Genomic DNA, 11,400 nt, shown 5'->3' with positions numbered 1-11,400 from the left:
CGAAATGTGGATGGTTAGCTCAGCTGGGAGAGCACCGCCCTTACAAGGCGGGGGTCACTGGTTCGAGCCCAGTACCATCCACCAAATTCGCCAAGCGCTGGATTTTAAGCTAGTGTTTTAGGTTAGCATTTAAGAAGTATCCCAGGATGGTTAGCTCAGCTGGGAGAGCACCGCCCTTACAAGGCGGGGGTCACTGGTTCGAGCCCAGTACCATCCACCAAATTTTAATCGCAGTGCTTAAGTAATAGAACGAGCTTTGCGAGTGCAAGCAAGATCCCAGGATGGTTAGCTCAGCTGGGAGAGCACCGCCCTTACAAGGCGGGGGTCACTGGTTCGAGCCCAGTACCATCCACCAGATACAGAAAAACGCCCTTTAAGCGATTAAAGGGCGTTTTTTTATAGCTGATTTTTAGGTGCGCTTACTACACGCTATCCCCAAATTGCCCGGCCAGCCATTACAAAGGCTGCTACTATGCCTACAAGCCATACGAGTGAGCGTATGGTGCTGCGATCATACCAATAGCAAACTAAATAAAGCACACGCGAAGCTACGAATACCCAAGCCAGTGTTATCGCAATTGTATCGGCAGTACCCATGTAAGCAACCGCCAACACTGCACTCGCATAGATAACAAGCGCTTCAAAACTGTTGTAGTGGGCCGCTGTTGCGCGTTCCCCAAAACCAGATAATCCAGCTTGCTGCTTTCTTGGGTTTCTGTTGTTGTAACCACCGGGTTGGCGGTTCATCGCAATCACCAAAGGCGCTTTTGCTAAAAATGGCAGTAGCATTGTAATAAATAAAGTAGTGAATATTATGTTCACAGGGGTGTTCCTCGCTGTGGGATTATCATTATTGTTGTATATAGCCAGTATAGGCTTAGTGTGTTCAACAAACTATCTATTGCTATGAATAGGCCCAGAACCCGAAAGTGGATCAGTGTAGTGGCCTAGATAATTCTGTTATAATTGCGCCCATTCACTAATTTGTGTTCTTCAAACTATGTTCACTAATTAATATTCACAAATTAATGTTCACAAAACACCCACAGGAAAATGAACTATGTCAGTTGTTTCTCGTTTTGCACCAAGCCCCACAGGATATTTACACGTAGGTGGCGCCCGTACAGCCCTTTATGCTTGGCTAGTAGCTCGCGCTGCTGGTGGTAAGTTTGTACTGCGAATCGAAGATACAGATCGCGAACGTTCAACCCAATCAGCGATCGATGCCATTTTTGAGGGAATGCAGTGGCTTGGCCTTACCTGGGATGAAGAGCCTATTTATCAAACCCAGCGTTTCGATCGGTATAAGCAACTTATTGACGCGCTTCTAGCTGAAGATAAAGCATATAAGTGCTATTGCTCCCATGAGCGTTTAGAAAAAATGCGCGAAGAGCAAATGGAAGCAGGCCTCAAGCCTCGTTACGATGGCAAATGCCGCAACTTAACGGCCGAGCAAAAAGCGGAACACGAAGGTAAGCCACACGTAATTCGTTTTCTGAATCCACAAGATGGTTCGGTAGTGTTTGATGATCACATTCGTGGGCGTATTGAGATTGCGAATAAAGAACTCGATGATTTGATTATTGCACGTACCGATGGCACGCCAACTTATAATTTCTGTGTTGTGGTAGATGATTGGGATATGGGCATTACTCACGTTGTACGTGGTGAAGATCATATTAACAATACGCCTCGGCAGATTAATATTTTAGCTGCGTTAGGTGCGCCAATTCCTGAATATGCGCACGTTTCGATGATTTTAGGCGATGATGGCAAGAAACTTTCTAAGCGCCACGGCGCAGTGAGTGTTACTGAATATCGCGATAACGGTTACTTGGCCGATGCGGTAATTAACTACTTGGTACGCTTAGGTTGGTCGCATGGCGATCAGGAAATTTTCAGCCGCGAAGAATTAATTAAAATTTTTAAACTCAGTGATATTAATAAAGCCGCTTCAGCGTTTAACACTGAGAAACTAAACTGGCTAAACCAACATTACATGAAAACCTTGCCAGCTGAGCAAGTGGCGGCTGAATTGGCATGGCATTTTGCTCGCTTAGGGGTAGCCACAGAGAGCGGACCTGAACTGGTCGAGGTAGTCAAACTACAGGCAGATCGTGTAAAAACGTTAAAAGAAATGGCCGAGATCAGCCGTTACTTCTTTGAACCTGTTACGGAATTTGAAGCACAAGCTGCGAAAAAGCATTTGCGGCCGGTAGCGAAAGAAGCCTTGCAAGATATTCGTGATCGTTTCGATGCCATGAGCACCTGGACAACCGAAGCGGTGCAGCAAGCGATTCAAGATACTTGCACAGCGCTTGATATTGGCATGGGCAAAGTAGGGATGCCGTTGCGTGTTGCGGCAACGGGGGGCGGAAATTCGCCTTCACTCGATGCTACATTAGCGCAAATTCCGCGGCACACTGTGGTTGAACGTATTGATCTCGCGCTTGAATTTATTCGTGCTCGCGAGGAGAACAATTAATGCCGAAGATTCGTGATTTACTGGCAAATAATAAAAGTTGGGCGAAATCTCAACTTGAGCAGGATCCGGAATATTTTAATCGTTTAGTGAATCAGCAAAAGCCTGAGTATTTGTGGATAGGCTGTTCTGATAGCCGTGTTCCAGCAAACCAAATTGTGGGTATGGCCCCGGGTGAAGTGTTTGTGCATCGGAATGTGGCAAACCAAGTGATTCAAACCGATTTCAACTGTTTAGCGGTTATCGAGTTTGCGGTGCTCAATCTGCAAGTGAAGCACGTGCTTGTGGTCGGCCACTATGGTTGCGGTGGTGTGCAAGCCGCTATGGAAACTAGCCGCCATGGTTTGGTGGATCATTGGTTGCATCCGATAAAGGATATTTACCGCACTAATGAGCCGAAGTTGTTAAATCTGCCTTACGATGAACGCTTCGATAGAATGTGTGAGCTCAACGTTATTGAGCAGGTTCATAACCTATCAAAAAACCATATTATTCAAGAAGCTTGGGATCGTGGCCAGAAGCTGAGTATTCACGGCTGGTGCTATAGCGTTCGTGATGGCTTAGTGCGTGATTTAGGGGTTACCATTACCGGTAAAGAAGGCTTAGATCCAATTTATCAGTATTATTCTGATGAAGAATCGGATGATTAATTTTTCCGCAATTAGGCCTGAAATTGGGTTGATTTGTTGAAAAACAGATCAGATTGGTAAAAAAATAGGCGAACAGTCAATAAGTCCGAAAAAAAAGTTGACACTTCAGCGGGCTATTCATAGAATGCGCCTCGCTGTCAGGGATGAAGTCCTGGTGGCAAACTGCAAAATCTGGTTATCTGGGGCTATAGCTCAGCTGGGAGAGCGCTTGCATGGCATGCAAGAGGTCAGCGGTTCGATCCCGCTTAGCTCCACCATTTGCTTGTTACGCAAATAGCGTAAATCTCGGCAAATGATAACCAACGTGAAAAGTTTTGCAGCGTAAACAGAAATGCGTCCCCTTCGTCTAGAGGCCTAGGACACCGCCCTTTCACGGCGGTAACAGGGGTTCGAATCCCCTAGGGGACGCCAATCTGCTTACACTCACAAATGCTGCGTCCCCTTCGTCTAGAGGCCTAGGACACCGCCCTTTCACGGCGGTAACAGGGGTTCGAATCCCCTAGGGGACGCCAATTTTGTGATATGTTTTGAAGTGACTAGTCCCCTTCGTCTAGAGGCCTAGGACACCGCCCTTTCACGGCGGTAACAGGGGTTCGAATCCCCTAGGGGACGCCACTTTCAAAGCAAACTCGGTAACTCAAACTGAGCAATTACCGCAAAATAGTTAGAAACAAAATGCCCGCTTTTAGCGGGTTTTTGCGTTTTTGTGATCTGCTTTTTCTAAGAATCCGTTAAGCTATGCATTATTAGGTTTTCAATTGAGGGATTCTCTTTGCCATATTCTCTAGCAGCAACTTCATCAGTATCTTCCGAGCAACCTGTGGCGTTCATTACCGGTGCTGGCCGCCGTTTAGGTTTGCACATGAGCCGAGCGTTGTTAGCGCAAGGCTGGCGCGTTATCGTTCTTACACGGACGCGAGAAGGGGAGCTGGCTGAACTTGCCGAGGAGTATTCAGCGCTTGATATCGTTGTCTGTAACGCACTCAGTGATAGCAGCGTGAACGCGGCTATCGAGTATGTTCAAGAGAACTATCAGCACCTCGATTTCTTACTGCATAACGCTTCCATATACGAGCGCGATAATGCCCATGAGGCTGATTTTAGCGAGTTCTACGATGCGCTCTACCAGATTCATATGAAATTACCTGCGGCGCTGAATCGTGCGTTGGGCCCGTTGCTAGAAAAATCGGTGCGCCCTAGCGGCAATATCATTCACATTACTGATATCTACGCGAGTAACCCGAATCAGGAATACGCGTTATATTGTTCAACGAAAGCGGGGCTGGAAAACTTGATGTTAAGCTTCGCCAAACGCTTGGCGCCGAAAGTTCGCGTGAATGCCATTCAGCCCGGGCCTATTAAATTTTTGCCGGAACATTCAAACAATGAACAAGCACAAGTGTTAAGCGAAACCTTGTTGCCTATCGAGGGTGGCTTCGAAGCGATCGAGAAGGGTATCGAGGCTATTCTCACAAATGAATATATTACCGCTAGTGTGCTCAAAATCGATGGTGGCCGCTCGGTGACCTAAAGCAACCGATGCGCCGGGCAGCACGATATCGATGGTATTATGAGCGCTATTTTGCAGCGCTTGAATAGAGGCTTGCACGTAGGGCTCATTAAAATATTCGTGGCTGCTTTCGGCCACTGTGAAATCAAAACTTTCTTGGCCAAGTAATATATCAATATCAAGTGTTCTATCTTTGTGGCTGCGTTGAGGATCGCTGCGATCACGGCCGTGTTCCATTTCTAAGCGATTTAACCAACTTTTTAGTGCTGTGCTACTTTCATCGCTAGAAATCACCGCGATGGTATTCAGAAAGCCGTTATTTGAGTTGATAGCGCAAGGTTGGGTGCGCACAATGGGGAGCACTAGTACCGTGCCGTAGCGTTCGCTCAGTTCTCGCAATGCGCGGGCAATGTGTTCGGTGGGTGCTAAATTGCTGCCTAAACTCAAATAATAGATCACTGTGCCGCTTCCAGTTGGCCGTACAATGTTTGCGAAACGTACAATGCTTGCTGAACACTAGCAGCAGTTGCCGCACTGGGTTCTAATACCTCGCGCTCAAGTAATTCACGAAGTAACGGCTCCATAATATTGGCAATGATCGGTTGCGCAGCTAGGTTGGGGTGTATGCCATCGTTTTGCATTAGGTTTGAATCAATGGCTATTTCGCGCATAAAAAACGGCACTAGCGGAATGTCCATATCTTCGGCGACCTCATGGAAAACTTGTTTGAACATTTCAGTGTAGCGGCGGCCAAGATTTGGTGGTATTTCAACCTCGCTTAATGCCACTTTAACGTTTCTAGACTGGATGATTGTAATCATCTGCCGTAGATTGTTCTCCATTGTTGTTAAATTAAAGCCGCGAAGCCCATCGTTGCCGCCCAGCTCGATAAATACCATATCAGGTTGGTGGCGTTCGAGAAGATCGGGCAAGCGATTAAGGCCACCAGCAGTGGTTTCGCCGCTAATGCTGGCATTAATTATTTCGAGCTCTGGGTGGTTGGCTTGCCAGTTTCTGGCTATTTCGCTCACCCAGCTATCGGCTTGCGAAAGGCCATAACCGGCGCTTAGGCTATCGCCAAATACCATAAGTGATACGTTTGCATGCGCAGCGCGTATTGAGAACGACATTGAAATGATAATGGCAGCCACACTTAGCATTACCATTTTTGCTAATTTCACGGAACTTAGTTTTGTAAGGAATTTTTTAATCATATGGCCCTAATAGAAGCTTCTTCAGTATCTCGCAATGTTGCAACCACCGCAGGTGAATTGCAAATTCTCTCGCCACTCAGCCTCGCTATTGATGCCGGTGAAGTGGTGGCTATCGTTGGAACCTCTGGCTCTGGTAAATCAACGCTGTTGTCATTGTTGGCTGGTTTAGATTTGCCGTCAACCGGCGATATTACTATTGATAACGTAAAGTTGAATGATTTGGATGAGGAACAACGCGCTATTTTACGTGGCGAAAAAATCGGCTTCATTTTTCAATCGTTTTTACTGATTCAAAGTTTAACGGCGCTAGAGAACGTAATGTTACCGGCGGAGCTGGCTGGCAGCCGTAGTGCTGAGAAACAAGCACGAGAATTATTGGAAAAAGTAGGCTTGAGCGACCGCGTTACTCATTACCCGAATCAGCTATCGGGTGGTGAGCAGCAACGCGTGGCTATTGCCCGAGCATTTATTGGCCAACCGCAGATTTTATTTGCCGACGAGCCTACCGGGAACCTCGATTCTGTTACTGGGGGTAACGTTGAAGCCTTGCTGTTTGAACTAAATCGCGAGTATGGCACCACGCTAGTGATGGTTACCCATGATGATAAGTTAGCTGAGCGTTGCGATCGTATTTTACGTTTAAGCGCGGGTAAGTTGCTGGAGCCGGGCGATGAGTGATAGAGCAGCCGAAGCGAAAGCGGGCAAGCAAATAAATTGGCCAAAGATTTCTTGGCGGCTATTGCAGCACGAATTACGCCGGGGCGAGTTAACCATTATGGCAGCTGCTGTTGCATTAGCGGTTTGTGCAGTGCTTTCGCTTTCGGTATTTAGCGAACGTTTACAACTTGGATTAATGGAACGCAGTGCGGAATTCTTGGCGGCCGATCGTATTCTGCGTAGCCGTGGCGATGAAGTGCCAACGGAGTGGTTGCAGCGCGCGCAGGAAGAGAACGTGGCAAGCGCTCGCCGAGTGACTTTTAATTCCATGGCCTTTGCGAATGATGAATTAGCGCTGGTGGATGTAAAAGCGGTGAGTGACGGCTACCCTTTACGTGGCCATTTAGAAACGGCAGAAGAACCTTTTGCCCAAGGTGAAGTAGCTGAAGGCCTGCCCGGGCCAGGTGAAACTTGGGTGCAAGGCTCGTTGTTTCAACAACTAGATTTAGCGATTGGCGATACCCTTGAAGTGGGCGAATCGGAATTTACCGTTACGCGCGTGTTGAGCCGCGAACCAGATGCAGGTTTTAGTGTGTTTGCCGATAGCCCCACGGTGCTTATTCACTTTGATGAGCTTGCGGCTACGGGTTTAATTCAACCGGGCAGCCGGGTGAACTACAACTATCTATTTGCCGGAGCCCCGGCTGATTTACAGCGTTTCGAAGCATGGCTGTTACCGCAACTCGATGATGTATCGCAGCGTTGGCGGAATGTGCAAGATGGTGATTCACCGCTCTCGGCAGCGTTAGAGCGGGCCGAACGTTTTATGCTACTCGCGAGTTTACTCGGTGTGGTGTTGGCGGCAACGGCAGTAGCCGTGGCGGCACAACGTTATGCGCAGCGTAATTTTGATGCTGTGGCCGTAATGAAAACTCTTGGCGGGCGCAAATCGCAAGTCGCGAAAATTTTCACGCTACATCTCTTATTGCTTACGTCAGCGAGCATTGTGCTGGGCTTAATACTCGGTATTGTGCTGCAAGCTGTTGTGGTTGGCTGGGTAAGTGGTGCGCTCGGTTATGAATTGCCGGCAACGGGTTCGGGCCCTTATGTGTTGGCCATTGCAACAGGGCTTTTGTGCGCATTAATGTTTAGTTTGTATCCGCTACTGCGGTTATTGAAGGTGCCACCGCTACGCGTATTGCGCCGAGATTTAACCGCATCGGGGCTATCGCGTTGGCTACATTGGATTATTTCCGGTGGCACTATTTTCTTGCTGATGGTGATTTATAGTGGCAGCGCCATGCTCTCACTTGCGCTCTTTGCCGGGGGTGTTTTGGCAATGGTGTTGTTGCTAAGTATTAGCCGTTTGTTCATTCGTGCTAGCCGGCAAGCGGGTATGCAAGCGGGAAGCAGTTGGCGGCTCGCGATGGCAGGCTTACAACGCCGCGCCAAAGAAAACAGTATGCAAATGCTGAGTTTCTCGGTGGCGGTAATGCTGTTGTTATTGGTGTTAGCGCTGCGCCATGAGTTGTTAGAAGATTGGCGTGGGCAACTACCGGATAATGCCCCAAACTATTTTGTGGTGAATGTAGCGAGCCAACAAGCTGAACCTATGCAAGCCATGTTTGATCGCGAGAACTTACCGGCAACAGCGATGTATCCCATAGTTCCTGGCCGCTTAACGGCAATAAATGGTACCCCGGTTCGTGATGCGGTGAGTAAAGAAGAGCGCGATGATAGTGAATACCGTGAAGGCTTTGGCCGTGAGCTGCAGTTAACGTGGCAAGCGGATCTCCCAGAAGAAAATACCTTACGGGAAGGCCAATGGTTTGCCGAGGGTGAAACTGGGGTTTCGGTGGAATCGCAAGTAGCCGATCGCATTGGTGTGAGTATTGGCGATGAACTTACTTTTTTAATTGGTGCCGATGAATTTAGCGTGCCGGTAACTAATATTCGTAATGTTGATTGGAACACTATGCAGCCAAATTTCTACATGGTGTTTAGCCCTAACCTTATAGAAAACATGCCCGCAACTTATATCGCCAGTTTTCACTTGCCGGAAGAACGGCGGCCTGAGCTTTATAATTTGTTCCGTGAGTTTCCGCAGGCATCATTGATTGATGTGGATGATATTTTGCAGCAGGTTCGCGATGTTATAAATCACGTATCCTTAGCGGTTACTTTCGTGATGGTTTTGGTGATTGGCGCGGGTGCCTTGGTATTGGTAGCGCAAGTGCAAGCTTCACTGGAAGAGCGCGAACAGGAGCTGGTTATTCTGCGCACGTTAGGGGCGAGGGCGGCATTGTTAACGCGTTCAATCACCTACGAGTTTGTGGTGCTAGGGGCACTTGCGGGGGTAATCGCCACCATTGCCATGGAGCTTTCAATCTTCATGTTGCAAACACAAGTGTTCAATATGGAACCCAGCATTCACTGGCGTTTCTGGATACTTGGCCCATTAGTAGGCGCTGGTGTAGTGGCGCTGCTGGGTTGGTCGGTGTGTTGGCGGCTCTTGCGGCAACAAACGGGGAACTTGATTCGCCAGCTTGCCTAAGGCTAATTCCGGTTGTTCTGAGTTAAGCCAATGTTCGAAAAGCGCGGTGCTTTGGCAGCTACCGCGCTTTTTTATTGCCTAGGCCCTTATTTCTCGGGCTTGGTTAGAGGCTTTGGTTAGCAGTTTTGCCTAGGACCTTATATAGCGGCTTAGACTAACGGCTATAGATTTTAGCTAGTGCAGGCTCGAGTTCTGGGTATTCGAATTTGAATCCGTCGGCTAGTAAGCGTTCCGGGAGCACGGCTTGGCCGGTGAGTAATAAATCGGACATTTCGCCAAAGGCTAAACGCATGACAAACCCTGGCACTCGGAAAATAGCCGGGCGATGCAAAACGTTGGCCAGTGTTTTTGAAAATGTTTCGTTGTTCACAGGGTTCGGCGCGGTAAGATTGTAGGCGCCAGCGCAATCTCGCTTATGCAGCAAGAAATCGATAGCCGCCACCATATCGTGAATGTGAATCCACGACATCATTTGCTGGCCATCGCCAATCGGGCCACCCAACCCAAATTTGAATGGCGGCGCCATTCGCTTCAACGCCCCACCAGAACTTGCTAAAACAATGCCAGTTCGCAATAAACATACCCGGGTTTCAGGCGAGGCCGCTTCGTTCGCGAGTTGCTCCCATTGTTTACAAAGCTGATGGCTAAACTCATCGTGTGGTTTACCGTCAGTTTCTGATACTTTCTTGGTGCCTTGGCGGCCATAGAAGCCTACCGCTGAACCAGAAATAAACACTTCGGGAGGACGCTCGGAGTTTTGAATCAGTGCCGTAAGCTGTTCTGTGATACGAAACCGGCTTTGCTGTATTCGCGCTTTTTGTTTATCGCTCCAGCGTTTTTCAGCAATAGGCTCGCCGGCAAGATTAATCACGGCATCGAAATTATTTAGGTTATCCAACTCAGAAAGTGTGCCTAGCACACGCACACTTCTACCAAGTTTTCGGCTTGCTTTCTCAGGGGTGCGCGAAAGCGCTGTAATTTCATGTTGTTCGCCATACTTACGAATAAAGGCGGAACCTACTAAACCAGTAGCGCCGGTGATTAGAATCTTCATACCGTTCCTCCTCCTACATTATCAGTAGGTTATGTTTTGCATTGGTTTATTGCCGCTAGAATAGGTTTGGCGTATCGTATTCAGTATAGAGCAATTTTTTTATGAGTTAGGGCATAATGCTGCCGAAAAATTAATCTAATTCATGATCTGGTTACCAATACGGAGAACGCCCAATGACAGACCACAACCAAGGTCTTTTAACCAGTAGCCGGTTTTTCTTAGTGGCAGCAGCCATTATGGTTATTCTAGCCAGTATTAAAGCGGCGAGTGTAATTGTTGTACCGTTCCTACTCGCTTTGTTTATTGCTATTGTGTTTCAACCCGCCATTTTCTGGTTTCGGAATAAAGGGCTTCCTCCGGTTTTAGCTACCAGTGCAATTTTCGTTATTATTTTGGTGTTGGGTTCTGGATTTGCCGGCTTGGTAGTGAACTCGGTAAACGAATTTACAGTTAATATGCCGGAGTATCGGGGTAAATTAACAGAGCAATTTCAAAGTTTAGCGGTTGTTGCGGCTCGTTTTAATATTCACCTCGATGCTCAGGTGCTGCAAAATCAACTCGATCCTTCAAGGCTGCTATCCATGTCGGTGAACTTGTTGTCGGGCCTTGGCAACATGATGACCAATATCTTTATTATTCTTCTAATCGTGGTTTTTATGCTCAGCGAAGCGGCCTTAATGCCGAAGAAAATCGCGCTCGCGTTTCCTAGCCCTGAGAAAAAATTATCGCAGATGAGCCACTTACTATTAGCCATCAATAAATACTTAGCGTTGAAAACAGTGATTAGTATTGTTACTGGTATTTTGGTAGGGCTCGGTTTGTGGCTGATGGGCGTAGATCACTTCATTTTGTGGGCGGTAATTGCGTTTTTGTTTAATTACATTCCGAATATCGGCTCCATAATTGCTGCTGTACCAGCGGTGTTAATGGCGCTCATTCAGTTTAGCCCCGCAATGGCCGGTTTTGTGGCGTTGTGGTTTTTGGTGGTGAATGTGGTGATGGGTAATTTTGTGGAACCCAGAATGATGGGCCGCGGCCTGGGTTTATCCACTTTGGTGGTGTTTTTATCGTTGATCTTCTGGGGCTGGTTATTGGGGCCTGTAGGTATGTTGCTCTCGGTTCCGCTTACCATGGGCGTGAAAATTGGCTTTAACGAAAACCCAGGTACGCGTTGGCTGGCTATTTTACTCTCCGGCGATGAGGTGCGGCACCTTGATGCAGAAGATGCCGAACCCCGCCAAATAGAACAGAAAAAAGAATAAAATTTACGGTAAAGCGG

The 11,400-nt window shown here is 47.7% G+C and carries 9 protein-coding genes, 7 tRNA genes and 1 pseudogene; 13 read left to right on the top strand and 4 right to left on the bottom strand.

Annotation, left to right across the window (positions count from 1 at the left end):
• The first annotated feature begins 8 nt into the window (after positions 1-8).
• The 3 genes from CWE13_RS04280 to CWE13_RS04270 all read left to right on the top strand — a co-directional run bounded on the left by CWE13_RS04280 (position 9) and on the right by CWE13_RS04270 (position 355).
• A tRNA-Val gene (locus CWE13_RS04280) sits at positions 9-84 on the top strand.
• Between the two features lie 60 nt (positions 85-144).
• Positions 145-220, top strand: a tRNA-Val gene (locus CWE13_RS04275).
• A gap of 59 nt (positions 221-279) precedes the next feature.
• Positions 280-355: transfer RNA gene (locus CWE13_RS04270), tRNA-Val, on the top strand.
• Between the two features lie 74 nt (positions 356-429).
• On the opposite strand, the gene CWE13_RS04265 is transcribed toward CWE13_RS04270, so the two are convergent.
• A complete protein-coding gene (locus CWE13_RS04265; RefSeq protein WP_126806238.1) occupies positions 430-822 on the bottom strand; it encodes an MAPEG family protein in 393 nt (130 codons plus the stop codon).
• Positions 823-1,060: 238 nt separating this feature from the next.
• Here CWE13_RS04265 and gltX point away from each other — a divergent pair, with 238 nt between their 5' ends.
• The 7 genes from gltX to CWE13_RS04230 all read left to right on the top strand — a co-directional run bounded on the left by gltX (position 1,061) and on the right by CWE13_RS04230 (position 4,663).
• The gene (gltX, locus tag CWE13_RS04260; RefSeq protein WP_126806236.1) at positions 1,061-2,485 is read left to right on the top strand and encodes a glutamate--tRNA ligase; all 1,425 of its coding nucleotides are present in this window, start codon (positions 1,061-1,063) and stop codon (positions 2,483-2,485) included.
• Positions 2,485-3,132 (top strand): carbonate dehydratase, encoded by a 648-nt coding sequence (gene can / locus CWE13_RS04255; protein ID WP_126806234.1) that lies wholly within the window; start codon positions 2,485-2,487, stop codon positions 3,130-3,132. The genes gltX and can overlap by 1 nt, the downstream gene beginning before the upstream one ends.
• 181 nt (positions 3,133-3,313) lie before the next feature.
• Positions 3,314-3,389: transfer RNA gene (locus CWE13_RS04250), tRNA-Ala, on the top strand.
• 78 nt (positions 3,390-3,467) lie between these two features.
• Positions 3,468-3,543: transfer RNA gene (locus CWE13_RS04245), tRNA-Glu, on the top strand.
• A 25-nt stretch (positions 3,544-3,568) separates the two neighbouring features.
• Positions 3,569-3,644 (top strand) — tRNA-Glu (locus CWE13_RS04240).
• Positions 3,645-3,671: 27 nt separating this feature from the next.
• Positions 3,672-3,747 (top strand) — tRNA-Glu (locus CWE13_RS04235).
• 157 nt (positions 3,748-3,904) lie between these two features.
• Positions 3,905-4,663 carry an SDR family NAD(P)-dependent oxidoreductase gene (locus tag CWE13_RS04230; protein WP_126806232.1) on the top strand — a complete coding sequence of 253 codons (759 nt, stop codon included), beginning with the start codon at positions 3,905-3,907 and terminating at the stop codon, positions 4,661-4,663.
• Positions 4,664-4,810: 147 nt separating this feature from the next.
• Here the strand turns inward: CWE13_RS04230 and CWE13_RS12605 are convergent.
• Both CWE13_RS12605 and CWE13_RS04220 read right to left on the bottom strand, forming a co-directional pair.
• A pseudogene (locus tag CWE13_RS12605) lies at positions 4,811-5,101 on the bottom strand (2-amino-4-hydroxy-6-hydroxymethyldihydropteridine diphosphokinase); the annotation flags it as partial.
• Positions 5,098-5,808 (bottom strand): arylesterase, encoded by a 711-nt coding sequence (locus tag CWE13_RS04220; RefSeq protein WP_241973633.1) that lies wholly within the window; start codon positions 5,806-5,808, stop codon positions 5,098-5,100. The gene CWE13_RS04220 and the pseudogene CWE13_RS12605, both read right to left, overlap by 4 nt.
• A gap of 48 nt (positions 5,809-5,856) precedes the next feature.
• Here CWE13_RS04220 and CWE13_RS04215 point away from each other — a divergent pair, with 48 nt between their 5' ends.
• A complete protein-coding gene (locus tag CWE13_RS04215; RefSeq protein ID WP_126806228.1) occupies positions 5,857-6,534 on the top strand; it encodes an ABC transporter ATP-binding protein in 678 nt (225 codons plus the stop codon).
• Positions 6,527-9,067: an ABC transporter permease gene (locus CWE13_RS04210; RefSeq protein ID WP_126806227.1), complete on the top strand. Its 2,541-nt coding sequence runs from the start codon at positions 6,527-6,529 to the stop codon at positions 9,065-9,067. Before CWE13_RS04215 ends, CWE13_RS04210 begins: the two co-directional genes overlap by 8 nt.
• A gap of 154 nt (positions 9,068-9,221) precedes the next feature.
• Here the strand turns inward: CWE13_RS04210 and CWE13_RS04205 are convergent, their stop codons facing one another.
• On the bottom strand, positions 9,222-10,121 hold the full coding sequence (locus CWE13_RS04205) for a TIGR01777 family oxidoreductase (RefSeq protein WP_126806226.1): 900 nt from the start codon (positions 10,119-10,121) through the stop codon (positions 9,222-9,224).
• Between the two features lie 173 nt (positions 10,122-10,294).
• Here CWE13_RS04205 and CWE13_RS04200 point away from each other — a divergent pair, with 173 nt between their 5' ends.
• A complete protein-coding gene (locus tag CWE13_RS04200; protein WP_126806224.1) occupies positions 10,295-11,383 on the top strand; it encodes an AI-2E family transporter in 1,089 nt (362 codons plus the stop codon).
• Positions 11,384-11,400: the final 17 nt, after the last annotated feature.

It is taken from the genome of Aliidiomarina shirensis, from assembly GCF_003987345.1.
GTDB lineage: Bacteria > Pseudomonadota > Gammaproteobacteria > Enterobacterales > Alteromonadaceae > Aliidiomarina > Aliidiomarina shirensis.
This window is presented reverse-complemented; position numbering and strand designations above follow the sequence as displayed.